11 protein-coding genes and 7 pseudogenes are annotated in these 25,491 nt (G+C 59.2%); 10 read left to right on the top strand and 8 right to left on the bottom strand.

Features of this window, described 5'->3' with window-relative positions; genetic code table 11:
- Nucleotides 1–166: 166 nt before the first annotated feature.
- The 8 genes and pseudogenes from CP49_RS27450 to CP49_RS27485 all read left to right on the top strand — a co-directional run bounded on the left by CP49_RS27450 (nt 167) and on the right by CP49_RS27485 (nt 10,762).
- A pseudogene (locus CP49_RS27450) lies at nt 167–1,352 on the top strand (IS3 family transposase).
- Nucleotides 1,267–1,589: pseudogene (locus CP49_RS49430) on the top strand (IS66 family transposase); the annotation flags it as partial. The pseudogenes CP49_RS27450 and CP49_RS49430, both read left to right, overlap by 86 nt.
- Nucleotides 1,590–2,005: 416 nt before the next feature.
- Nucleotides 2,006–3,778, top strand: coding sequence for an NEL-type E3 ubiquitin ligase domain-containing protein (locus tag CP49_RS27460; protein WP_057853329.1), 1,773 nt, complete (start codon nt 2,006–2,008; stop codon nt 3,776–3,778).
- Between the two features lie 734 nt (nt 3,779–4,512).
- Nucleotides 4,513–5,292, top strand: a complete 780-nt coding sequence (locus CP49_RS27465) for an SDR family NAD(P)-dependent oxidoreductase (RefSeq protein WP_420807656.1) — start codon at nt 4,513–4,515, stop codon at nt 5,290–5,292.
- 230 nt (nt 5,293–5,522) lie between these two features.
- Entirely contained in the window at nt 5,523–7,346 is a 1,824-nt protein-coding gene (gene nifA, locus CP49_RS27470) for a nif-specific transcriptional activator NifA (RefSeq protein WP_057853272.1), read from the top strand.
- A 763-nt stretch (nt 7,347–8,109) separates the two neighbouring features.
- Entirely contained in the window at nt 8,110–8,952 is an 843-nt protein-coding gene (locus tag CP49_RS27475) for an electron transfer flavoprotein subunit beta/FixA family protein (protein WP_057853273.1), read from the top strand.
- A 17-nt stretch (nt 8,953–8,969) separates the two neighbouring features.
- A pseudogene (locus tag CP49_RS27480) lies at nt 8,970–9,378 on the top strand (electron transfer flavoprotein subunit alpha); the annotation flags it as partial.
- Nucleotides 9,379–9,460: 82 nt separating this feature from the next.
- Entirely contained in the window at nt 9,461–10,762 is a 1,302-nt protein-coding gene (locus CP49_RS27485; RefSeq protein ID WP_057853275.1) for an FAD-dependent oxidoreductase, read from the top strand.
- A 1,118-nt stretch (nt 10,763–11,880) separates the two neighbouring features.
- On the opposite strand, the pseudogene CP49_RS47935 reads toward CP49_RS27485, so the two are convergent.
- Nucleotides 11,881–12,429: pseudogene (locus CP49_RS47935) on the bottom strand (MFS transporter); the annotation flags it as partial.
- 125 nt (nt 12,430–12,554) lie between these two features.
- Between CP49_RS47935 and CP49_RS27495 the strand changes: the two are divergent.
- Nucleotides 12,555–13,592 (top strand): annotated as a pseudogene (locus tag CP49_RS27495) (IS481 family transposase).
- Between the two features lie 433 nt (nt 13,593–14,025).
- Here CP49_RS27495 and CP49_RS27500 read toward each other — a convergent pair.
- The 7 genes and pseudogenes from CP49_RS27500 to CP49_RS49435 form a co-directional block, all read right to left on the bottom strand.
- Nucleotides 14,026–14,463: a hypothetical protein gene (locus CP49_RS27500; protein ID WP_057853277.1), complete on the bottom strand. Its 438-nt coding sequence runs from the start codon at nt 14,461–14,463 to the stop codon at nt 14,026–14,028.
- 80 nt (nt 14,464–14,543) lie between these two features.
- The gene (locus CP49_RS27505; protein ID WP_057853278.1) at nt 14,544–16,697 is read right to left on the bottom strand and encodes a peptidase domain-containing ABC transporter; all 2,154 of its coding nucleotides are present in this window, start codon (nt 16,695–16,697) and stop codon (nt 14,544–14,546) included.
- A gap of 32 nt (nt 16,698–16,729) precedes the next feature.
- Nucleotides 16,730–17,815, bottom strand: coding sequence for an HlyD family secretion protein (locus CP49_RS27510; RefSeq protein ID WP_057853279.1), 1,086 nt, complete (start codon nt 17,813–17,815; stop codon nt 16,730–16,732).
- Nucleotides 17,816–18,005: 190 nt separating this feature from the next.
- On the bottom strand, nt 18,006–18,146 hold the full coding sequence (locus CP49_RS45250; protein ID WP_156438687.1) for a hypothetical protein: 141 nt from the start codon (nt 18,144–18,146) through the stop codon (nt 18,006–18,008).
- A gap of 1,910 nt (nt 18,147–20,056) precedes the next feature.
- Nucleotides 20,057–20,811 (bottom strand): annotated as a pseudogene (locus CP49_RS27520) (MFS transporter); the annotation flags it as partial.
- 1,011 nt (nt 20,812–21,822) lie between these two features.
- Nucleotides 21,823–22,146: a hypothetical protein gene (locus CP49_RS27530; RefSeq protein WP_057853282.1), complete on the bottom strand. Its 324-nt coding sequence runs from the start codon at nt 22,144–22,146 to the stop codon at nt 21,823–21,825.
- A 3-nt stretch (nt 22,147–22,149) separates the two neighbouring features.
- Nucleotides 22,150–22,458, bottom strand: coding sequence for an ABC transporter ATP-binding protein (locus CP49_RS49435; protein WP_420807657.1), 309 nt, complete (start codon nt 22,456–22,458; stop codon nt 22,150–22,152).
- Nucleotides 22,459–23,661: 1,203 nt separating this feature from the next.
- On the opposite strand from CP49_RS49435, the pseudogene glmS reads away from it, so the two are divergent.
- Nucleotides 23,662–25,489 (top strand): annotated as a pseudogene (gene glmS / locus CP49_RS27540) (glutamine--fructose-6-phosphate transaminase (isomerizing)).
- Nucleotides 25,490–25,491 lie beyond the last annotated feature (2 nt).

The following is a 25,491-nucleotide window of genomic DNA, read 5'->3' on the forward strand; positions in this document are numbered from 1 at the left end:
TCAGCGAGAGAAGATGCGATGTCGGGTAGGCAGGCTGAGCACGAGATCGGAGAGATCAGATAGGCTGGCGGGCGGCCAGCTTTCTGGCACCAGCGGGATGCCCTGACCTTGCCCACGGGCTTAATCCAGTTTGAAGTTCGCTCTGGCCCAAGACGAGGACGAGAGCGTGAAGCGCAATCGTTTTACGGAAGAGCAGATCATCGCGGTCTTGAAGGAGCACGAGGCCGGGGTTTCTGTGGCCGATCTGTGCCGGAATCACCGCGTCAGCGACGCCAGCATCTACAAATGGAAGGCCAGGTTCGGCGGGATGGACGTCTCGGAGGCCAAGCGGCTGAGGGCATTGGAGGATGAGAACACCAAGCTAAAGCGGCTCCTGGCCGACGCCATGCTGGACAACACGGCGCTGAAGGACCTGTTGGGAAAGAAGTGGTGACGCCCGCGGAGAAGTGGAAGGCTGTCGTCCATCTGCGAGAGGCATTCGGGATGAGCGAACGGCGGGCGTGTAAAGCCATCGGCTACTGCCGTATGACCATGAGATATCGGACAATCGGGGCCGACGAAGCCGATCTTCGCCAGCGCATAAGGACGATTGCCCAGGAACGCCGCCGCTTCGGCTATCGGCGGCTGCATGTTCTGCTCAGGCGGGAGGGGTATCTGATCAACCACAAGAAGCTCTTCCGACTCTATCGGGAAGAGAAGCTGACGGTACGCCGCCGCGGCAGTCGCAAGCGGGCAATCGGGACCAGGGCGCCGATGCTGGTCCCGATGACGCCGAACGCCCGCTGGTCGCTCGACTTTGTGTCGGACCAACTCACCGACGGCGGCCGCTTCCGCATCCTGGCCGTCGTGGATGATTGTACCCGCGAGTGTCTGGCGCTGGTGGCCGATACCTCGCTCTCTGGCATCCGCGTGGCGCGGGAACTTGACCGGCTGATGATCGAGCGCGGCAAGCCCAGGATGGTGGTCAGTGACAACGGCAGCGAACTCACCAGCAAAGCCATTCTCGCATGGGCCGACCAGAGCCGCGTCGCATGGCATTCGCGCCGGGCAAACCCATGCAGAACGCCTTCATCGAGAGCTTCAACGGTCGGTTGCGGGATGAGTTGTTGAACGAGACCCTGTTCACGTCACTGGTCCAAGCCCGCGTCGCACTCGGATGTTGGCGAGCCGATTACAACAACACACGACCGCACTCGCGGCTCGGATGGAAGACCCCGTCCGAGTTCGCCTTCACCTGCCATCCGCGCCGGGATCTGGCGCTGCGCTATGCCGAAGGCTCCGCGCCAGCTCCCGTCGCTCCCACCGCCGGACCGGGCAAATCCAATAGCCAGAGCGAACTCAGGATTGGATAAAAATTGGGGGCAAGGTCAGCTGATCGCCCAGCAGAAGCTTAGGATCGCCAAGCTCCAGCGCCAGATCTACGGCCATCGATCGGAGCGATCATCACGGCTGATCGACCCAGTTGGCGCGCTGACCTTCGAAGAGCTGGAAATTGGCGCCACTGAAGACGAGCTGTCTGCGGAGCAGGCTGTAGCCAAGACGACGAGTTTGCGCGGATTTTACGCGAAAGGCGTCCCGAACGCCAGACCGTCGCCAGTTTTTCTTCAGTGGACCCCACTGACGCTGCAGCTTCGAGAGACGTCGATGGGCTTCCATCGACGCATTATGAGTCTTCCGAGACTCGTCAGTTTATGGACAGCTAAGTCTTATAGCATTGAGATACTGTCTATCTGGACTGAGAAGTCCGGCTTGATCTGCTGCAGAGGAGAAGGGGATGTATTGCTTTAACGAAACAACCCTAAACCCTTTCGTTAACCGTAGAATCCGTCCGGACGTACCGGTCTTGCTGCAACTGCCCTGTGGGCGAATGGCGCAGCGTGTTAACCGCGCTCCGTGATCGCCTGCTTCGTCGGTCGGTGATCACCATCCATGGTGAGAGCTACCGACTTCGAGAAGCACCGCTCCGGCGCATTCCCTTCACTTGGCTACCGAAGAGACGGCATCGATGAATGCAGAACGGGCCCAGCTTGCCGCTGGCACTCCTTCCGAGACTTCCGAATCCGAAACCTCCGAACCAGGGTCCCCGGCCGCGGCGCAGTGGGTCGAAGCCTTGACGGAGGCGGAGGCGTCCGCCGCCGACCCCGCCTCGTCGCAGGACCAGGTCCTGGTGGGCCGGGCTGCCGAAGAGGGGCAGGGCGAAGACGAGGATCGGCAAGAGGCAGTAAGTCGAACGAGGGCTTGGCGGGATGCAGGCGATGTCGATGAGCCGCTGGATCTGTCGTCCCTGTCCCTGACCGCCTTGTCCGCTCCCCTCCCGCCCGAGCTCCGGCGCCTGAACGTCGACAACAATCAGCTGACCAGCCTGCCCGACCTTCCAGCCGATCTCCAGCGGCTGTACGCCAGCAACAATCGGCTGACCAGCTTGCCCGACCTTCCAGCCGGGCTCCGGCGGCTCTACGCCATCAGCAACGGGCTGACCAGCCTGCCCGCAGACCTGCCGCCCGGGCTCCGGCGCCTGAACGTCGACAACAATCAGCTGACCAGTCTGCCCGACCTTCCAGCCGGGCTCCAGCGCCTGAACGTCGACTACAATCAGCTGACCAATCTGCCCGAGCCCCTCCCGGCCGAGCTCGAATGGCTCAGCGTTACCCACAACCAGCTGACGAGCCTGCCCGAGATGGTCCCCGCCGAGCTCCTATGGCTCGGCGCCAGCAACAACCAGCTGACCAGCGTGCCAGAGACCCTGCTGACGCAGCTGGGCCGTGAGTCCAGCGTTGATCTGGATAATAATCCGCTGCCCGAGGAGGTACTGACCAACCTGGCGACAGCCATGCATGCCGGGGACTATGCCGGCCCGCAGATCTTTTTGTCTATGGCCGAGGAAGCGGTGGAAGTCGAGCCGCGGCCTCTGCACGAGGTTGTCGCGCACTGGCTCGAGGGCGATACTGGGACGGTGGCCGCCTGGCAGCGCTTCGCCGAAGAGCCAGGTGCCCAGGACTACGCACGCTTCCTCGACAGGCTCCGTGGCACGGTGAACTATGGCAACGAGGCGTTCCGGCAGGCGGTGGCCGAGGATGTGCGGCAAGCGGCGGCCAGGCCGCGATTGCGCGAGCACTATTTCGAGCAGGCTTTAGGAGCGAGCGACAGCTGTGAGGATCGCATCACTTTGGCCTGGAACGGCATGCAGACCGCACGCCTGAACGCTGATGTCGAGGACGGAGCCTATGACGGGCGGCTCGACGAATTGCTCCAACACGGCCGTGTGATGTTCCGCTTGGAGGCGCTGGACGGGATCGCGCGCGAGACGGTCAACTCGCTCCGCCGTGCCGACCCGGACGCCGACATCGACGACATCGAGGTCTATCTTGCCTACCAGACCCAGCTGCGCGACCCCCTGGAGCTGCGGCACGTCGCCCCAGACATGCGCTTCTTGAACATCTCTCACGTGACAGAAGACGACGTTGCCATGGCCGCGACATCGGTGCGGGACCAGGAGGCGACGGGATTCGCGGACTATCTGGCAAGGCGCTGGCAACCTTGGGAGAGCGTGGTGAGACGCATCGCCCCCGGTGACCATGCAGTGATGCAGGAGCGGCTCATCGATGCGATGGGAGAGGAGTTCGACAGCCGCCTGAATAGACGGCTCGCCGAGGATGGCTTGACAGACGATGCCGATGCCGAGCGGGTGCTCGGAGCCGAGATCCGCAACGAGATCGCCCGCGAGATCAAGAGCGCGGTAATGCACAAGGTGCTCGCGGATCGCGGCCTCGAGCTGTGAAGCGGCCGTTCATGCGAGGGCTGTCAATCGCTGTTTCGGCCGTCGTCGCGGTCGATTGCGCGATCGAGATGAGAAACTATGCCTGCCTGGCAGCTCCGCCGCCGCAGCAGCAAGCCGAGCTAGCCGACCGCGAGCCCCAATATCGCCACGCTCAATGAAGACTGCGATGGCAATAGGCCGCCGAGAAACGCCTGCAGGGGAGAGCTTGCTGCCACCTGTCGTGAGACCCAGTTCGATCACGAAATGATGAATTGGAATGACGTGGCCGGTAGAGGAGGGGCGGATTGCTCAACAGCAATACCTCATTCCAGCGCATCGAACGGTGTGAGAGCGAACTAAGCGAATTCGCCGGCGGTTCTGATATGCGCAGCAATTTAGCTGACGGACCTTGCCCGACCGCATTGACAATATTTTTCGATAAACCAGCGCGCATTAGGGCCATGGAGCAAGAGCGGAGCCAAATGGGGGGTGCCGCGCACGTTATGCGAGACTCGAAAATCGGCTTGTGCTTCAGCGTTTGCTACTGTCCGAAAGCAAACGCGCATGATGTGTGGAACCCGACAAGCTGTTGCGAACGCGACATTGGGCCGCAAAAACGTCCGAGCGTTCCTCTGCATCGCACTGGCCCAAATCCTGCACCGCGTTCACGGTCGAGGGCAAGAGAATGGGAGTCGCGTTTGAGTCTCGATCTAAGAAATGACGAAGCGGTCGCCGGTCCACCGTCCGCGACCGACGTGGGCTGTCCGTTTCACACCGATAGAGTCCGCATCCAGCAGGGAGAACAGAAGACGTTGGTGCTAACCGGCGCGTCGCGCGGCATTGGTCACGCCACCGGAAAGCTGTTTTCGGAAGCGGGCTGGCGCATCATTTCTTGCGCGCGCCAACCGTTCGATGGCGGGCGCTGCCCGTGGGAGTCAGGGGCCGACAACCATGTCCAAGTCGACCTCAGCAACCATCGGATGCTGGCGCGCGCCATCGCCGAGGTCAAGGAGCGCCTCGCGGGCGCGCCATTGCACGCATTGATCAACAATGCCGGCATTTCACCGAACACGCCGAATGGCGCACGACTGACGGCGTTGACGACGTCAGTCGAGACCTGGATGAGGGTGTTCCACCTCAATCTGGTGGCGCCGATCCTGCTCGCGCAAGGCCTGTTTGACGAGCTGAAAGCAGCGACCGGATCAATTGTCAACGTGACCTCAATCGCAGGCTCGCGGGTGCACCCGTTTGCCGGCTCTGCCTATGCGACATCGAAAGCTGCGCTCGCGTGTCTCACGCGCGAGATGGCGCACGACTATGCACCGCATGGCATTCGCGTGAATGCGATCGCCCCCGGCGAGATCAAGACAGACATTTTGTCGCCGAACACGGAAGCGCGCCTTGTACCAAATATTCCGCTGCGCCGAGTGGGCACACCCGAAGAAGTCGCGAAGGTCATCTTCTTCCTTTGCTCGGATGCGGCAAGTTATGTCACAGGCACCGAGGTGCCGATCAATGGTGGCCAACACCTGTGATAGACTGCACCTGCAACAAATAAATCGCAGCTGATTTGATCTACATCAATGGAATTCGTGTTCCCACGGAATGCGAGCGACAAGTGCGGAAGAGCAGAGAACAATAAGCAAGTCAAGGCACTGTAAGTTTACCGTCATGTCGCGCTCAACGCGCTGTAAGTTTTACCATCGTGCCATAATAGAAGGTATCTTTTGCGTCATCCTAAAATGGCGGCGAGATCGAGGATGACATGCAACACAATATTCGTAAATCCGAACAGGAGGACAGGGAGGATGGTCATAACAACGGAGACGTCGTCATGCTGCATATCCCTTCCGTACGCGAAAGGCCTAACTCAAACTCCGAGACGGACGACGCGGTCCCTGATGTGCCGTTGTACGAGAGCGCGATTATCGGGATCTTCGAAATATCGAAAGTACTCACCGCCCCCTGCCGGCTGGAAGTCACGCTGGCCAACGTCGTCGATCTTCTGCAATCGTTTGTGCAGATGCGGCACGGCATCGTCTCTCTGTTCCACGATGATGGCGTGCCGGATATTGCCGTGGGCGCCGGCTGGAGCGAAGGCAGCGACGAGCGCTACCGGATGCGCCTGCCGCAGAAGGCAATCGACGAGATCGTGGCGTCGGACAAGCCGCTCGTCGCCGAAAACGTAGCAGTGCATCCGGCCTTTAGTGCTGCGGACAAGGAGGTGCTCGGGGCCTCCGACGACATGCGAGTGTCGTTCATCGGCGTTCCCATTCGCATCGATGCGAATGTCGTGGGCACGCTGACGATCGACCGCATCCTGGACAACGCGTCGAGCGTTCGGCTCGATTACGACGTGCGGCTGCTCACAATGATTGCCAACCTAGTGGGGCAGACAGTGAAGCTGCATCGCCTGTTCGCGTGTGACCGCGAGCGATTGATAGGGGAGAAGGACCGGCTGCAAAAGGAATTGTCCGAGCTCAAGCAGCCTGCGCGGGAGCGCAAGAAGGTTCATGTCGAGGGGATTATTGGCGACAGCCCGGCGTTGCGCAAGCTGCTCGAGAAGATCGCGGTCGTAGCCAAATCAAATAGCACGATGCTGTTGCGCGGCGAGTCCGGTACCGGAAAGGAGCTGGTCGCCAAGGCCATTCACGAGCAGTCGGCGCGCGCCAAGCGGCCCTTCATAAAACTCAATTGCGCGGCGCTGACTGAGACGGTACTGGAATCCGAATTGTTCGGTCATGAGAAGGGTGCCTTTACCGGCGCGTTCAGTACGCGCAAGGGTCGCTTCGAGCTCGCCGACAAGGGGACGCTATTTCTGGACGAGATCGGCGAGATCTCGGCCTCGTTCCAGGCAAAGCTACTGCGCGTGCTGCAGGAGCAGGAATTCGAGCGCGTCGGCGGCAACCAGACCATTAAGGTCGATGTTCGCGTGATTGCCGCGACGAATAAGAACCTGGAAGAGGCGGTGGCAAGGAACGAGTTCCGCGCCGACCTCTATTATCGCATCAACGTGGTTCCCTTGCTGCTGCCGCCGTTGCGCGAAAGGCGCGGTGATATCCCGCTCCTCGCCACCAAGTTTCTCAGGAATTTCAACAGCGAAAACGGCCGTACGCTCACCTTCGATACGAGTGCGATTGAAGTACTGATGAACTGCGGTTTTCCCGGAAATGTCCGCGAGCTTGAGAATTGCGTGCAGCGGACCGCGACTCTGGCACCGGGGCCATCGATCGTGAGAGACGACTTTGCCTGCTGCCACGGCCAGTGCCTTTCCGCGATGCTGTGGAAGAGCGGATCGGACGAGATAGCGCTGCAGCCGCGGCCGATCGTACCAGTGCCCGCCAAGCCGGCCACATCGCCGGCCGAGGCTGCTACATCGCTCCCGCCTTTCGGCAGCGAGCTGGCTCCGCTAGCGCCAGTCGGCGCAGCCCTCGTAGGTGGTGCTAAGATGACAGATCGCGAGCGTGTCATCGCGGCCATGGAAAGATCCGGCTGGGTGCAGGCAAAGGCGGCGCGCCTGCTTGGACTTACGCCGCGCCAGATTGGCTACGCCCTGAGGAAATATGGCATCGAGATCAAGCGCTTGTGAAAGGAGTGTCGGACTTGGGGTATGTCGGGGCCGTGACCATCGCCGTTGGGGCGAATAGCTGGAGAAACAGACATAGAGGCTTGGTTGGTTTGGCGCGGACTTGGACCCGATCACGATCGGATGCGACCCCCGCGTCGGCCCGATTTTGTCATCCTCGAGATCAGCCCGCGCGACCACCGGCGGTCCCATGCCCGCAACGGTCGTGCGAACGCGGCGCTGTCATCGCGAATTCGTTGGCCGTGTCGCCATCGACCATTAGCTCACGCCGGATATAGTCAGCGAGACCATCGGGTGTTCGACCTCGTTCAATTTGCCCGGCGTCATATGCAGCGACCGCTGCGCGATGCGGCCTGCGCGCGAAGGGACCGCCGTGTGCCAGCCGGTCGCAGGCGCCGCAAGCTTATTGCGGCGCTGGTCTTGCCCCTGGCGATGCGAAGCATCGTCCAGTGCAAGTCGGCTCAGGACTTACGCTCTCTCGTGAGCGCAGCGGCCGCTGCGGAGACTCGGGATCCGTATGGATCGACTCGAGCAAAGCGCATCCCGTTTTGAGCCGCTCTCCTTGATCCAGATCAACGACAAATCACGCCGCGCGAACCGGGCTGTCGTAGTCACGACGAATGTCGCAATTCCGCCGGCGAACGTCAGGCTACAGTGACATGACGCTTCCCAAAGGCCATTATATTGCTGCCTGATTTTGAAATTCGCGCAATGGTACGACACTTGCTGTTCTCTTCGCCAGCCGTTGCAACGTCTGGAGAAGCACATGCACAACGTCGTCTGCATCAAGCAGGTTCCCGACTCCGCGCAGATCCGCGTGCACCCCGTGACCAACACGATCATGCGTCAGGGCGTGCCGACCATCATTAATCCATACGACCTCTTCGCGCTCGAGGCCGCGTTGGAGCTGCGCGATAAGTTCGGCGGCGAGATCACCGTCCTTACAATGGGGCCGTCATCAGCCGAGGACTCATTACGCAAAGCGCTGACCTTTGGCGCCGATCGCGCCGTACTGCTCACCGACCGCTGCTTTGCGGGCGCCGATACGCTGGCAACGACTTACGCGCTGGCGACCGCCATCCGCAAAATCGGCAAGGAATATGGCCCGCCGGACCTCATCTTCACCGGTAAGCAGACCATCGACGGCGACACCGCGCAGGTTGGGCCCGGCGTCGCGAAGCGGCTCGGTGTGCTGCAGCTTACCTACGTCGCAAAGATCAGGGCCCTGGATCTCACCGCCCGCACAATTGAAACGGAACGGCGCTCCGAAGGTGGCGTTCAGGTCCTTCGCACCAGGCTGCCGTGTCTCATCACCATGCTGGAGGCAACCAACCAGATTCGCCGCGGCGCCATGGCCGATGCATTGCGTGCCGCCCGGACGCCGATCGTGAAATGGAGTGCGCAGGAGGCCGGTGTCGAGGACATCTCCAAATGCGGTCTCAAGGGCTCGCCGACCATCGTCAAGCGTGTCTTCGCGCCGTCCGCGCGCGCTGAGAAGGCGGTGCTGGTAGAGGCCGCCGAGCAGCCGGCGCAAGCATTGATCGACGCCATCTTCAAGCACCAGCCCAAGCTTGAAACCGACCTTGCGGCGCTAGCCCGCGATGCCTGATCTGAAGGGTCTTGGCGATGAGCGACGTGATAAGAGCTCCCGCGTTGCCTGCGCAACGGCGCGCCGCCAAGAAGGCGCTGCCGGGGCATTCAACGCTGACAAGCATGTCTGGTCTTCATCGAACAGGAGCGCGGGGAGGTGCATCCAATCTCCTGGAAGCTGATGGGGGAGAGCAGCAAGCTTGCCGAAAAACTGGAGGTTGTTCTCGCGGCGGTCGAGATCGGTCCGGAGGGCGAGGCGACACGCAGCGCCGCGGTCGAATTCTTCTCCTACGCCGAGGACCTTGTCCATCTCGTCGCCGACAACATGCTCGCAGATTACCGTAACCAGTCCTACAGCATGGCGTTGGCCGATCTTGTCAACACCCACAAGCCGGAGATCCTGCTGTTGGGAGCCACGATCTTGGGCCTTGATCTCGCCGCCTCCGGCGGTCGCCGCATTCACGCGACCGCGTAGCAGGCGAGCGTACATTTTGAGAACATGCGCCACTGAACAAAGGAGAGGCCCCGTGATCGAAGAGAGGTTCGATGCCATCGTGGTTGGCGCCGGAATGGCCGGCAACGCGGCGGCGCTGACCATGGCCAAGCGTGGCATGAAGGTGCTGCAGCTCGAGCGCGGCGAATATTCCGGATCAAAGAACGTGCAGACTGCCATCCTTGATGCGGACATCGTGGAACAGCTGACCCCCGATTTCCGCGAGGACGCGCCGCTCGAGCGCCGCCTTGTCGAGCAGCGCTTTTGGTTAATGGATAGGCGCTCCCATGTCGGACTGCGCTACCGTTTCAACGACTGCAACGACGAGCGACCGAACCGGTATATCGTTATCCGCGCCCTATTCGATAAATGGTTCTCCCGGAAGGTGAGGGAGGCCGGCGCCACCATCTTGTACCAGACTACAGTTACGGAGCTGGCGCAGAACCGCCGCGGCCGCGTCATTGGTGTGCGTACCGACCGCCAGGACGGCATAATCCACGCCGATGTAGTGGTGCTCGCCGAGGGCGTCAATGGCTTGCTCGGGACGTGTGCGGGCTTGCGCGAGCGGCCGACGCCCGACCAGGTTGCGCTGCAGGTCAAGGAAATGCACCTTTTGCCGCGCGAGACCATCGAAGCCCGTTTCAATCTCAAGCGCGACGAAGGGATCGTGATCGAGGCCGCCGGCTCCATCTCGCGCGGCATGACCGTCATGGGTTTCATCTGTGCGAATAGGGAGTGCATCTCACTCGGCATCGGCTGCCTCGTCTCCGATCTCCAGCGAACGGGCGAAACGCCTTACGCGCTACTCAATCGCTTCAAGCGTCATCCGTCGGTGGTGCCGCTAATCAACGGCTCAGAGCTCAAGGAATATTCCGCGCACCTCATCGCGAAACGCGGCTACAACACCATACCCCAGCTCTGCGGCAAGGGCTGGGTGGTGGTCGGGGATGCCGCCGAACTCAATAATACCAGCCATCGTGGGCCTCTGAACGTTGCGATGATCTCTGGACGAATTGCCGCGGAAGCAATCTTCCGTGTGAAGTCGCGCGGCGGTCGCAGCACGTCGAACAGTTTTTCACTATACAAGAAGATGCTGAATGAGTCGTATGAGGATCTGAAAAAATACAAGGATATGCCGGCGCTGATGCACACCCAGCCGGACAACTTTCTCCTCACCCATCCGCAGCTCGTCTCGAAGGCAATCCTGAACTTCGCGCGCATCGGTGGCAGGCCAAAGGCGGGGGAGAAGCAGTCGGACTCAAAATCCTTTGGCGATGTGTGGTCATGGACCGGACTCTTCGGCAATGGCTTCCGCTTACCGCGCGCCTGGCGCTGAATCAGCACTAGCTCAAGCGAAAACATGGGAGCCAGAAATGTGAACTTCGAGCATTCGATGCGCGTAAAGAACTAGCTGTTCTATAGCCCGTTATTTGGCCGACGTCCCACCTGCCTACATCAAGGGGGCGGCCCGACGAGAGCCCGTTACTGCAGTTAGTCGTTCATGCTGAAAGCTGTTGCCGCGCCAATACGAGTCGAACACCATGCCGAGACTACCGTTGACGGTCGCGTCGAATGCGGCCCTGTTGGCTCATCGGCGAGCCGCCCGCGACATCGAATGGAGCCCAGCGACACGGCGGCTATGGCGAGCTATTCAAGTTTCGGTGACGATTGGGCAGCTGCTATGGTGCCTAACAAGGACCTTCATTGGTTCGATCCATCTGGCCGGCGCACTGCAATCCCGCTCCCTCCGTTGCGCCGTTTCGGCTGGTGAAGCTAAAAAGATGTTTAGCCCAAGTGTTCGCCAGAAATGGTCAATGTCCTTATTCGGGAGCTGTTTGGCTGTTCTGCTGAATTGCTGGAGCGTATGATCGGGCAATTCATCGTCGCTTGAACGGGAAGCGAAGAGGAGCGAACAGCTACGAATATGTTTGCCTGTTCAGCTGCCATTACAACCACCGTGCTCGGCATTGTTGGCATGGCCGTGGCTCTTCAATAAGCAGGCGAGGTTGAGAGATTTGGCCGAGCTGAAAGAAGCTCCATGATCTTAAGCCCTCTAACCTGAATACGGCGCGGTTAGAGCACTTTACACTTCGATGATCATAGATGCAGAGCGACGGAGTTTTTCTCATTTCGACTCTGGATCAAGCGAGCATAGCGGAAACGCTTATCATGTGGCGGACCCACTCTGGTGATCATTCTGGTGGAGGCGCAGATCACTACTGATCATGTGTAAGAGCTAGATCGGACACAGCTCTCGTTGTCGAGGCGCACCTTTCGTTAATGAAGTAGTCGGCCGTACTCCCGCCCTCGGCTGGCAACGAATGCTGGCAGGGGCACCGAACAAGGAGCCAAGGAGCACGCGATGTCGCCGAAGCTCGATGCTCCGCCCAGTCAGCGGTTCGGACCGCTGGCCAGTGCGGTGTGGCTTGCACGCCTAAAACGCTGTTGGGCCGCTCAGGCCGCGACGGCTTCGCAACTCTCGATGGCTTGAGGGACCCGGGATAGAAGTGAGTGCCGCGATGATGCCGAGGACGGCTGCGAACATCAACCAAAAGCGAGTAAGCCTTGTCATCGGTCCGTTGATCAGCCAATTCGAGGCCAGTGGCGTAAAGGTGCCGAACAAGGCGGACGCGAGCGTGAAGGCCAGGGAGAAGCAGGTTGTGCCCATATGCTTCGGCACGATCTCGACCGGAGCGCCCAGCATAGTGCCGGTATAGATGCCGAAGTAAAAACGAGAACATCATCGCCGGCACGAGCATCTCGCCGAACGTAGGGGCGCTTACCAGCCAGTGCTATGCCGGATAAGCGGTCACTAACGCAAGGCCGGCAATGGCTAGCAGAACCGGACTTGCGGCCGATTCGGTCAGAGACGGCGACGCCCTCATTAGATTCCATATAAAGTTCGTCACGGCGACCAAAAGCGCCACCAAGAGCGAGTCTTGTAAGGACAGCTTTCAACACGTTCTTGCCGAATGTGGGCGCGTAAACTCTCCGGTTGTAAAAATCTCGACTTAATCAGACAGAATGGTTTGGACTGGTGGGGAATGGAGCTGCGGGGCGAGCGGGAGCGCTCACCCGAACTGGCGCTTCCGCGCTGCCCCGCAGCGTCTCACACAGGAGATGCAACCATGACACAAGAGCAGAAAGTCATTCGCGCGAAGGTCGGGGTGTTGGAACTGGCCAAGCAGTTGGGCAATGTCAGCCAGCCTGCCAGATGATGGGATATAGTCGCGACAGCTTCTACCGGTTCAAGGAACTGTACGACAAAGGCGGCGAGCTGGCGCTTGCCGAGATCAGCCGGAAGAAGCCGATCCTCAAGAACCGTGTCGCGCCTGAGATCGAAGCGGCAGTGGTGGCGCTGGCGATCGAACAGCCGACCTGGGGCCAGGTGCGTGTTTCTAACGAGTTGAAGAAACAGGGCTTGTCGATCTCGCCCGTTCGGTGTGCGGGGCGTCTGGTTGCGCCACGATCTGGCGAACACCAAGACGCGGCTCAAGGCGCTCGAAGCCAGGATGGCAAAGCAGGGCTTTGTCCTCACCGAAGCCCAGGTCGTGGCGCTGGAGAAAGCCAAGACCGAGAAGGAGGTCCACGGCGAGTTCGAGAGCGAATGTCCCGGCTATTGCGGCGCCCAGGACACCTTCTATGTCGGCAACATGAAGGGCGTGGGCCGCATCTATCAGCAGACCTTCATCGATACCTACACCAAGGTGGTCTTCGCCAAGCTCTACGACCGCAAGACGCCAATCACCGCGGCGGAGATGCTGAACGATCGGGTGCTGCCGTTCTTCGAACAGCACGGTATTGTACTGTGCCGGGTGCTGACGGATCGTGGCACCGAGTATTGCGGCAACCCCGAGCATCACGACTACGAGCTCTATCTCGCCGTCGAGGACATCGATCATACGCGGAGCAAGACCAAGAGCCCGCAGACCAACGGAATCTGCGAGCGCTTCCATCGAACCGCGCTCGATGAGTTCTATCGTGTGGCGTTCCGCAAGAAGATCTATCGAGCCATCGACGAGCTGCAGAATGATCTCGATGTTTGGGTGACGGCGTACAACGAAACGCGCCCGCATCAGGGACGATGGTGCTATGGAAAAACACCGATGCAAACCTTCCTTGACGCGCTGCCCATTGCGAGGGAGAAATTGTTGCCGGCCGCGTAGCGCCGGACACAAATCTTCGTCGGACACCCACCACGACGAAGAGCCAGTCGTCAGGTCAAGTGCATACTTTTACACCGGTCCGTGCATCAGCGACGCGCCGGTCTGATCGAGCAGGCTCTTGATCGCCTCGCTCCTGCGCTTCAGGTCGTCGCGGTCGGCGTTCGCCTTGGCGAGCTGACGGCGCAGGCTATCGTTCTCGAATTAGATGATGCCCTCGTTGTGCCTCAAAGCCTCGTTCTCCGAACGCAGGTGCGAAGTCGGTGGGTCAGATCGCAAACCCGCCCATCGCAAGCGAGAAGAGCATGATGCCACGATGAAGGAGCCCGACGCCGCGGTCGAATTCGCGTGGGTCGAGCTCGTCATGTTTCCTCCATTTGAACTCTTCAAAACATTACTCCGGTTAAGGTCGTCCACATTCGCAGAGCTTGAGTGTTCAGACAGGAAAGGGCGCGCACCTGAAGTTAGGTAGCTCACGATGTCCCTTGCTTAGGTCAAAATCGACCGTGATGTCGCGTAGGCTGACCCTAAGTCGCCTTGCGTTCCGTAAGCGCTCGACTGCTTCATTGGCGTCCAATTGCCAAATCCAGAGATAGCGACCGTCCTGGCTTACCCCGGCATTGCGCCGTATTATCGGACCATCGTCTAGCCTGTAGCTCACGTCAATCCCTGCCGAGCCAATGCGCATGTCGAACTCCAGGACAGGCATTGCCTCGCCGTTGATGCAACCGACGTACAGCGTCGCGCCAACGCTGCGCAGTTCTGCTAAGATCTCGGTGCGTTCCGGGCGGCTTTTGAACTGGTGGATTTCCCAGCCAAATGCCGGAGATACAATGGTGGCGCTAAGCGCAATGAGCAGAGCGTGTTTCTTCATTTGATGCTTTCTAGTACGAAGCGAGTGTGGGTTCGATCACATGGTGTGTTCATTCTGCCGATCAGCCATCATCGACAACTTTAGCTGCCTCCGGTTTGCGTCCACCACAAGCGAGCGTAAGCGCCTTCTCCCAGCAGATCAGTATGCTTGCCCTCTGCAACGATCCGCCCCTTATCTAAGACGACGATCTTGTCGGCACCACAGATGGTGCTGAGTCGGTGAGAGATGACCACGATGGTCTTCCCGGCACGGCGCAAATCCTCAATCAGCCGGTGAACAGTGGCTTCGGCAACGGAGTCGAGAGAGGAGGTCGGCTCGTCAAGGATCAGGATCTCCGGATCCCGGTACAGAGCTCGGGCCAGCGAAAGACGCTGCTTCTCGCCGCCAGAGAGCCGTACGCCGTTTTCGCCCAGATAGGCCTGCAAGCCTCCGGACCAATGCTCGATCACCTCCCGCAGCCCAGTTTGATCGCAGATTTTCATGATCCTGTCGATCTCCGGCTCGAACTCGCCAAGCGCGATGTTCTCGATCACCGAGCCTGAGAACACGTCCGTCGTTTGCGGTACTGCAGCAATAATCTTACGCAGGGATACGGTCGAGAGGTCTTTGAGGTCATACGGCCCGATCCGAATGCGCCCACTCTCGAGGGGGTAGACGTTCTGCAGCAGCGCTGCAAGGGAGCTCTTGCCCGAGCCGCTTTCTCCCACCACGGCCGTCATTTCGCCTCGACGAAAGGTGACGCTGAGATCTTGAAAGAGCTTCGGCTGTGCGCCATGGCGGAACGTGACGTTCTCCAAGCGGATATCACCAAGCTCTGATTTGGTGGCATCAATGCCGCCGCCGTGTGCGGGCTCAAGGTCGAAGATCTCGAACAGGCGATCCGCGGCGATAAAGGCGTCCTGAACGATTCTGTTGGTTTGGATCAGGTTGGCGACAGGCCGGGTGATATAGCCGAGCAGCGCGTAGCAGGAGAGTAATTCACCCGGAGTGACGGCCTGATCCAGAACAAGCGTCGTACCAAACCACATTAGCACGATTGTGAACAGAGTTGAGAGGAAACTTGAGGCATTGTCTCCGACGATCGAGATGAGGCCGGAGCTGTAGACCGAGTGCAGGGTCTTGACGAAGCGAGTTTCCATCCTAAGGCAAGCGAAGCTCTCCACACCGAATGTCTTGATCGTGGAAACAGCTCCGAGCGATTCAACCAATTGCGCTTCCAGATCGGCGGCATTCTCCATGATCGCGCGCTGGCGCTTCCTATTCAGCCGGTTAATGGTCCAATAGATTAAGACGTATAGTGGGATGGAGATAGCCACGACCACAGCGATCTTCCACGAGTAGATGAACATCAGCCCGAAGGAGAACAGTATCACTAGCACATTGACGAAAATGGTGATGGAGACGTCGTTCAGGAAGCTCCTGATTTTCACCGCGTCGTTCATCCGGGAGACGATTTCTCCCATGCGCATGCTATCGAAGAACTTTTGTGGTAAGCTTAGGATGTGATTGTAGTAGCCGAGGATCAAGCAGACATCGATCTTCTGCCCTGTCTGCAGGACTAGCCGGTTTCTGAGGAGATTGATTAAGATCTGTGGCACCAGGATCAGCAGCATCGCGACGCTCATTAGATTTAGCAAATTGCGGTTGCCCGCTGTGATCACGTGATCGACGATCTTCTGGACATAAATGGCCGTCGAGAGGCCAAGAAGGGTGGTTACCAGTGCGCCGACGAGAGCCTGCGTCAGCGCCGCTTTGTGTGACGCAAGCAGTCGGGCGAAGCGGAGAAGAGGTGAGGTGGTCTCGTCGCGGCGCTTGAAGGTGTCTGCCGGAACCAGGAGCACCAGGACGCCAGTCCATTGCCTCTTGAATTCTTCATGCGACAGCTTGCGGATTTCGCCATACGCCGGGTCCATGACGGTGACCCACCTCGCATCGATCGCCTGGACGACTACGAAGTGGTGCAGGACTTCCTTGACGATCACATGCGCGACGGCGGGCTTGGGGATCTTGTACAAGCTGTCGAAGCCACCCTTGACGCCCTTGGCAATGAAGCCCAGCTTTTGAGCCGCTTGCAGGAGACCCGACACCGTGGTGCCCGATCGGTCGGTCGAAGCATACTGGCGGATGCGAGACAATGGCAACTTGTAACCATAGAAGGCTGCAACGGAAGCAAGGCTGGCAGCCCCGCAATCGGTGATGTCGCGCTGCTTGAATTTGATGATCTGACCCGACATGGCGGCTCACTCGCTCTTTGGAAAATAGATAATTAGCGAGCCGCCAGGAGCGGGTTGAGCCATTCGTCGATCTCGCTGTAGAGGAGCTGCAGGAGAGTGCGCTCCGCCACGAGGAAGCGGGCTCGCACGGTCATGCCTTTCCTCAGATGACCAATGATCCCGTTTGTGAGTTCGAGGTAACTGCGAGAGAGCGCGCAGCGGACCTTGAAGACCGGGTTCTTGTCCTGCAGGGTGAAATCATGCGCCACGTCTAGTACTGTCGCGTCGATCACACCCCATTGATTGTAGTTGAATGCTTCGACCTGGAGCCGCACCGCCTGGCCCGGTTGCACGAAGCCGATGTCTTTGGGCGAAACGTAGATTTCCGCCACCAGTTCGCGGTCGGGCGAGACCCAACCGACAGTTTGCCCCGCCTGGACGTAGCTGCCGGGGGTGAGGCCGGTGAATTGCTCGAGAGCGCCTGATACGGGAGCGCGAATGCGGGTCAGATCGCGTTCGTTCTCGAGTTGATGCAAGCTGGCTGTGAGTTCCTGGAGGCGGAGGTTAGTATCGAAAAGCTGCTGATTCCATTCGGCGGATTTGCTCGAGGCGAGGGTCTCGCCTTTCACCTCGAGGCTCTGGAGAGCGTAAGCCGTTTCATCGACCGTCTTTGCGGGTGCTGCAGAAACCGAGACGAGACGCTGAGCACGTTTGAGTTCTACCGCGGCATTGCTGCGGGCATATTGGTTCTCCCGCAACAAGTTGAGAAAATGCAGCCGCTCGGCCGTGGCGGACTCGGTCCGGAGGCGGATGGGGGCATCCGCCTGCGCGCCGGAAGAGATAAGGGTCTGGAGGTCAGTGGCACGATCGCTCCTCACACGGATTTCGCCTGAAAGCGCACCGATCTTTTCCTCAAGGACCTTATCATCGAGAGCGAGGATTTCTCGGCCTTGTGCAACGAGATCGTTCTCAAAGGCAAGAACACGAGAGATGCGTCCGGACACGGGCGCGATCAGAGGAGTCTTCTCGATGACGGGACGAATGGTGCCGGCACTTTGAACAGACAGCGTCACGGTGATGACTGGCAGCGACACCAACGCCGCAACGACAGACAACACAACGATCTTGTAGATCGCCAAAGATCGTCCTGACTCTCGCGACAAGATGCTCTCTGCAGTGTAGCTGACCATTTCCGGAGGCAGTAAGACATCAGTCATAATAGTTGTGTCACGGTTTTTATGATGATTAGCGCTTCCAAACGACTAATCTGGATTGAGCGACGCACGGGGAGTGTGCGCCACCCATTGTTCTCAGACCCGAAAGCCGCCACTAACGCATTATCTCCCATGCAGTTACAGCTGCGAACGTAGTTGCAACAACTGCTGCAAGTAATTCGAGAACCCACCCTCCCGGAGCTGCGGCTGCTTCTTCAGCTTCGGTTACATCATGCGCTGACATATCGGCCTTCATTATTGTCTCCTCGTCCAGATGTGGAATACTAGGTGGTGCCGGTCTGCCGATTGTTCGGCAGCCCGGAAAGAGAGAGGTCAAAGAATTGTGTGATTGCGCCCGGCTGCGGCCGCGACAGAGACGTTGAACGGAAATTCTAAACGTCTGCTAGCGCGCGAAAATCGTTCGTGCCGCACGACGGAATGCATAAGAGAGCCTGCCTAGCGCCGCGGATAGGTTATCCGCGTCGTAGACAGGCTCGTAGGCACTCTTACGCTACCGGTGCCGGGCACCCGAAGATAATGTCATAGCTGCCATCGGGGAAGTCCACGATAACGACGTCGCAGCGGCAGGCTTCGCCTCCCGAAGCCGCAGATGCTTCTTCAGGGGTCAACTCGGTCACGGCATAAGCTGACATATCGCTTCTCAATGTGTTCTCCTTTTCAAGATCAGTCAGTGTGGCCGGTCAGCAAATGCTGACAGGCGGCGTGGGAAGTTCAAGTCTCGTGCCAACCGCGCAGGAACGGCAAAAAAATCTGCACGCTCTTTCAAGTACTTAAGTGGGCGTGTGCGGCAGACCGCTCGAACATCACTGTTGCGAACGCGACAAATCGAACAGGCGCGAACACGACATGGGTCAAGAGGCGTTTCATTAATCTCTCTGCCCCTGACAATAGAATCCAGATTTGTAGACTGTCTGGCGTCTTAGGATAACTGTGAGCGCGAGTTCACAAGCGGCCCGGCGCCTCAGTCGGGCCCCATACTGAGTCATTTGTCGGACCGCGACGCAACCAAAAGCCTCCGGTTAGCGAACAGTGCCAGAACCTGCCCTGCGTTCCAAGCAAAGACGTGAAACGTGATGCCTCCGAGAATCTCTCTCGAACTGAGGGCGCCTGCGCAGCCGAATACGTTAACAACCTCGGCGTATTCTGAGCCAATCCCAACACTGCTGAGGCCCGACTGCGTGACGCGACAATGCCCGGCTGGCAATGAGCGAGCGTTCACGAACCTGTAATCCGCATCGAGGTCCTCAGAATCGGCGGGATTAACGGCACCTCCGTTAGGCGGAATGCTAGCTTGTGCAGGTCCAGGGGCGCTCGGTATCACCATCACCTGCACCAACAGCCACGCAAATGCAGCAATTGCCTTGGATTTCGTCCCTTCTCGCCAACTGGTGGAAACACCTGTCAGGACGAACGCTTTAGATATCTTTATCGAAGGCAAGGCGTCGAAGAGGTGGATCGGCGCCCGCCATTGATAACAAGAACAAGATGCATTCCAACTCTTCTCCCTATGATCGCAACGCTGGATTTCAGCTCGCGCACTTCGCCCATTGGTGGGTCAGGCAGTCGATCGAGGCCGCCCAGCCGTTCGCGCGTGTATTGTCCCAGATCCCACGCACGCCAGCGACGCGGGGTCCGAACCTAAATCAGGGAGCGTCGTGTTGATGCTGTGTTGAAAGAGAAAGGGGCGTGCCAGGCTGAGAAACGCCCACTAGACCCTATGTTCGCGCCCGGAGGTGACGGGCGGCCCGCCCCGCGGCAAGCTCCTATCGAAGGTTGCGCCGGAAGAGCCGGCGCCGAGCGCGATGATTCCTGGCTCACAGTGTGGTTCCACGACAGCCGTCAGTTCGCGTGCAACGGGCCGTCAGCAAGGTATCCCAAATTTGCTTCCCAATACCTGCAGCAGGACCTGTCGGCTTAAAGACGCTTGTTGTCTCAAGTCGGACAGTAAGCATCAAGCCGCCAACTCCACTCAACGTATTCTTCGGAAAGGCTTGGATCAGTTCTTGGCACGATTGCTCCCATCTCTTGAACGCACTTCGGCAAGTTCGATAGCTCGAATCATTCAACAATGGGCTGGAGCTTTCCATGGTCGCTTCTCCGTTGAGAGCTGCACGACTGCGAGATCGTGTTTGGAGACGGGTGCTTACTGACGAAATGGAAGGTCGTTGTGGTCAGGATCGCGATCATCATGCCGAGGATGACGATCCGCCAGTTGGCGAGTGCCTAGGGCAAAGACCTCGCTTGCTTCTTCATCGCCAGAAATTCCGGACGTTTCCTCCAGCGTGCGGCCCAGGCAGAAGATAAGTGGAATGATCAGGCAACCGAGAAAGAACGGGATGCGCCAGCTCCCGGCGGCTACTACTCGTCCGGCATCGATTCGTTCAGCACGTAGCCCACGAGCGCCGCGACAAAGATCGCGACCTGCTGGCTGGAGGACTGGAACGAGCTGTAAAAACCGCGCTTGCCCGGGGGTTGCGATCTCCGACAGTTAGACCGAAACGCCGCCGACTCGACGCGGCGGAAAAGCCCTGCGGCAGCCGTCCGAGCAGCACGATAACGGGTGCGGCAATGCCGATTGTCTCGTAGCTGGGACAGAAGGCGATGACCACGGTACCGATTGCCATGATTGCGAGCGTGACGATCAGCCCTTGCCGACGGCCTATTTTGTCGATAAAGGCTCCGAGCACCATCGCGCCGACCGGACGCATCAAGGCGCCCAGCCGGAACACGCCGAAAGTGTTGAGCAGCGAAGCGGTTTCGCTCTCAGACGGAAAGAACGCCTTCCCAATGGCGCTGACGTAAAGGCCGATCAGAAAAATCGAACTGCTCGAGGAAATTGCGCTCGTCGCACGCAAAATCGCGCCGATGCGCGTTTGACCGTTGGTGCGTGCGGGGTGGATGTTTGCGACACTGTGAGTTTCCTCCCCGTCTGAAATAAAATAGCCAGTTACGAAAGACCTCACGCCAGCCCAACTGCAATTCGGGCCAGGAATTTGCCATCTTGGACACTACCCACCAAACCGAAAGCGCCTCATCTTTTCAGCATATTTCGGCGACTGCCGCACGGTTGCACAGATGTCAAGATCTGTTTGCATGTTCAGCGAGGAGCAATTGCGGAGTAATCGGAGCTTTGGCCGATCTTCGGCAACAACACCCATCTACTGGCAGCTCCATCTTCAGGGCTGCACCGGTATTGAACGAGAACGACCGTGAGTCGAATCGCAACATCCGCATCCATACCGCGGGATGCGATGCTAGCCTCCGAAAGGAAGTCGCGGAGATAGGTCGCGCCGAGATTCTTGTAAGGCCAAAGACAAGCTAGTGATCCCGACCGGCGGCCTGGAGTGCTCGCATACCGCGATCTCCGCGCTCGCCTCCGACGACCTGACGACATTGACGCGCGTGCAGGCGGGCGAAATTCATGGTTCACTACGTTCCGACCAGGATACTATGTTGGATCGTAGATTCTAATGCGATCGGACTGATCCTTGGCGCCAATGTCGAGCGTCCCGCCCAAGCCTTGCGGTATCATTGCCGGCGCAAGCGCTAAAGCGACCAGGAATCGTGCCTTGAGGTTTAGAGCCGCTACCGCAATCCACTGCGCTCTCCATTCAAAGAAATGGAGTGTCGGTAAATGGTCGCGCATTGTTGACGAGGGTCGCAAACCATCCCGAGCTGCTCGGCCGCATCGGTGGCAACCTGTTGGATTTCAGCGGCAGCAAAAGGCGCTCGCCGCATGTCCCTCCCGCCGAATGGCCCTGAAGACTTACTCCGCAGCTTTGAAATTGGACCGACAGTCGACGGCCACATGCGCTCCGAGCCGCGCGAATTCACGCGCGAGCTCCTCCCGGGCGTCTGAGGACGAGCCGATGACGAGGGAAACCTTTCCGATGAAGCCGGGCCAGCCAAACTCAGGGTTTGATGCGTTCCGTCCAGACCGACACTGTCTTGGATCTGTCGAGATACTTCTCGTAGAGTTCGTTGAGCATTTCCTTGCCGACCACAGCCAATTCAGCTTGATAGGCCGAGCGATCCGTCACCTCAATGCGCTCGACATAATCCCACGGGCCGCCCGATAAGCCAGCTCCGGTTTCGGTGATGCGGTGCGTACAATAGTTGACGATAGTTTTCATTTTGGCGGCGGTGACATAGTCCACCTCGCGTTCGAAGCGTTCATAGTCTGCCGCGCTGACACCCGGTTTTAATGCGGCAAATACAAATCGGACAACAGCCATAATTCATCCTTCTTCTTGTTGTGACGGACCAGAAATCAAGCGACCAGCTCTGAGCCAAGATGACAGGTGACGAATCGGCCGGGCGCGAGCTCCTTCAAGGGTCTTTCTGCTCAGATGGGGAGAACGCCCGCGCAGCCTGCATCCGGGCGCGAAATCGATAGAGCTTGGGATTTCGCCGGCTAACGTGAAGTCGTCTCGCTTTGCGTCGGCATCGGGCACAGAACGGCGACCGGTCAGGCTCGCGTAAGGGTGCAAGCGCGTCGCGAACAAATCGCGTGTGTCAGACATCTCCACGACGCTGCCGAGATACATCACTGCAACGCCGCTCGCGAGGTACTTCACCGCGCGACATCGTGCCAAATCCCGTGCTGGACGAACGACAGCGGCACCCGCGAAGCATGCTGCCAAGCTTCAATCGGCGGGACCGCATTCAACAGTGCAGCGTCTATGGCATTGATTTGGATCGATCGAGCGAGTTTCATCTGAACTCCGAGGCCGTCTCTGCGAGACGGCCGTGGTCGTAGTGTATCCCACCGTGTCCCAGCAATCGGCGTGCCACAAAAGAGGTTGTGCGAGCTTGGTTGCAGAGGGGGAAAACCATGTTCTTGGCGACGCGCCGGTGGAAATACTTGCGCCTTCCTGTCGGGTTCCGCACATAGCCGTCTTCAGCCGGACACGGCTGAACACGACAACACGCAGGCAGGATGGGGGCGACTTGATGCAGTACAAGCAGGGACTTATCGGAGAACCCCGAGGCGCCGCGTCGGGGAGAGCGGTCCCTCAGCTCACCGGCCACTTCTGGCAGCTGTTCCTGACCAGCTCCATCGGCCTAGAGTCCCTCTACGAGATCTCGTCATACGGAGCCGACATCTTGCTAGCGTCGAGCAGGTAATTGAGCTTAACGGGGCGGCGAGATAGGCGAAAGATGGAGATGTCCGGCGAGAGGCTCAATCGCGGCTTCGCCTTCCGGGCAATGATCAACACGTACTGGACGAATAGTGCTGCGCGCTTTTCTTCCGCCATCTGCGTTTGAACTTCAGCGCGATGACGTCGTGAAGCCTGAGCCGGCCGGCCTTCCTCGGTCCGTTCTTGATCACGGTGAGAGGCGTTCCTCCTTGTCCAGCCGGCCGGAGCACGGTGTTCTCAATTGCAGTCTTTTAAAATTGCGCTCGATCTAAGCCAAGCTCCGGGCGTATCGGCCGGCGCGAAGCGCGATGCAATTGCTGCGGGCGTCACGCTTAGCGCGATCCGAACCAGGCAGCCGATCAATCGCCGCGATCCTTCCAACGGCGTATCGCGGATCCGATACGCGTTGTAAGGTCAACGGCCGCGTCTCGAAAAGCAGAACATCATCATTCACTGCGTGCTGGCATGCTAATTGCCTGCCTGTGGCTCAACACATAAATGGTAAGGCATGATCAATCTGACGGACAGCGCGACGTTAGCTTGCCGCCCACATTTTCAAGCGGGACGACGATATCGTTCAAGTGCAGCTAATGGGGGAGATTGATCTACGTGTGCGGGATTGTCGGCATTTTGGGACGCGCTCCGGTCGCGGACCAACTCGTCGCTTCGCTGAAGCGGCTGGATTATCGCGGCTCTGAGTCTGCGGGTGTTGCGACGCTAGAAGGCGATCACTTCGATCGGCGGTGCTCCGAGGGCAAGCTGAAAAACCTCGGAGAACCGGCTGCGCGCCAAGCCGCTGTGGGGCCATATCGGGATCGGCCACAGCCGCTGGGCCACCCGCGGCAAGCCGACCGAGAGTAACGCTCATCCGCATATGACCGATAACGTAGCCGTGGTCCACAACGGCATTATTGAGAATCTCCGCGAGCTGCGTGCCGAATTGGAACAGCAGGGCACCCAATTCGCCTCCGAAACCGACACCGAGATGGTCGCTCATCTCGTCGAATCCTATCTGACGAAAGGCTACTCACCCTCGGAAGCGGTGAAAGCGTCGCTGCCGAAATTGCGTGGCCCGTTCGCGCTGGCCATCCTGTTCAAGGGCCATGACGATCTCATGATCGGCGCCAGCAAGGGCTCGCCGCTTGCGATCGGTCAGGGGGATGGCAAGATGTATCTGGACTCGGATGCGATTGCGCTTGCGCCGTTCCCCGACACCATCACCTATCTCGAGGACGACGATTGGGCCGTGCTCACCCGCAAGACCAGCGTGATCTTTAACGCGCAAGGCGCCGTTGCCCATCGCGAGGTGGTGAAATCAGGGGGCTCGTCGTTCCTGATCGACAAGGCGAATTATCGTCACTTCATGGCCAAGGAAATTCACGAGCAGCCGGAAGTGGTGGGCCATACACTCCGGCGCTATGTCGACATGGCCGCCGAGCGCATCGCGTTGCCGCAGAGACTGCCATTCGACTTCAACGACATTGGCCGCATATCGATCACGGGTTGCGGCAGCTCGAGCTATGCCGGCTATGTCGCCAAATATTGGTTCGAGCGTCTGGCCCGCGTCCCAGTCGAGCTCGATGTTGCCTCCGAATTCCGCTACCGCGAGGCGCCGCTGCGCAAAGGCGATCTTGCCATCTTCATCTCGCAATCGGGCGAGACGGCCGACACGCTGGCCGCGCTCCGCTACGTCAAGGCGCAAGGGCTCCATACGCTCTCAGTCGTTAACGTGCCTACCTCGGCCATTGCGCGTGAGAGCGAGACCATGCTGCAGACGCTGGCCGGGCCCCAAATCGGCGTCGCCTCGACCAGAGCGTTCACCTGCCAGCTGATGGTGCTCGCCGCGCTCGCGGTCGCCGCCGGCAAGTCGCGCGGCGAATTGTCCGACGCCGACGAGACCAGGCTCGTGCAGAGGTTGATCGAGATTCCGAGGCTGATGGCAACCGCGCTCGCCACCGAGCCCCAAATCGAAAAGCTCGCGCGCGACATGGCGAAATGTCGCAACGTCGTCTATCTCGGCCGCGGCACCTCGTTCCCGCTGGCGCTGGAAGGCGCGCTGAAGCTCAAGGAAATCTCTTGTGTCCACGCCGAAGGCTATGCCGCCGGCGAGCTCAAGCACGGCCCGATTGCGTTGATCGACGAGACCATGCCTGTGGTCGTCATCGCGCCCTATGACGGGGTGTTCGAAAAGACCGTCTCAAATATGCAGGAAGTTGCAGCAAGAGGCGGCAATATCATCCTGATGACCGACGCAAAAGGCGCGAGGGAGGCGATCGTAGACCCGCTCGTGACCATCGTGCTGCCAGACATGCCAGCAACCTTTACGCCGATGGTCTATGACATTCCGATGCAGCTTTTAGCCTATCATACCGCGGTGGTGATGGGCACCAACGTGGATCAGCCGCGCAATCTTGCTAAAGCGGTGACCGTAGAATAGGC

The sequence above is a fragment of the Bradyrhizobium valentinum genome (assembly GCF_001440405.1).
GTDB classification, from domain to species: domain Bacteria; phylum Pseudomonadota; class Alphaproteobacteria; order Rhizobiales; family Xanthobacteraceae; genus Bradyrhizobium; species Bradyrhizobium valentinum.

Bases quoted from the DNA above. Each gene is read 5' to 3' on its own strand.
- CP49_RS27460 (WP_057853329.1), top strand. From the start codon at position 2,006: ATGAATGCAGAACGGGCCCAGCTTGCCGCTGGCACTCCTTCCGAGACT.
- nifA (WP_057853272.1), top strand. From the start codon at position 5,523: ATGCAACACAATATTCGTAAATCCGAACAGGAGGACAGGGAGGATGGT.
- CP49_RS27475 (WP_057853273.1), top strand. From the start codon at position 8,110: ATGCACAACGTCGTCTGCATCAAGCAGGTTCCCGACTCCGCGCAGATC.
- CP49_RS27500 (WP_057853277.1), bottom strand. From the start codon at position 14,463: ATGAAGAAACACGCTCTGCTCATTGCGCTTAGCGCCACCATTGTATCT.
- CP49_RS27505 (WP_057853278.1), bottom strand. From the start codon at position 16,697: ATGTCGGGTCAGATCATCAAATTCAAGCAGCGCGACATCACCGATTGC.
- CP49_RS45250 (WP_156438687.1), bottom strand. From the start codon at position 18,146: ATGAAGGCCGATATGTCAGCGCATGATGTAACCGAAGCTGAAGAAGCA.
- CP49_RS27530 (WP_057853282.1), bottom strand. From the start codon at position 22,146: ATGGCTGTTGTCCGATTTGTATTTGCCGCATTAAAACCGGGTGTCAGC.
- CP49_RS49435 (WP_420807657.1), bottom strand. From the start codon at position 22,458: ATGTATCTCGGCAGCGTCGTGGAGATGTCTGACACACGCGATTTGTTC.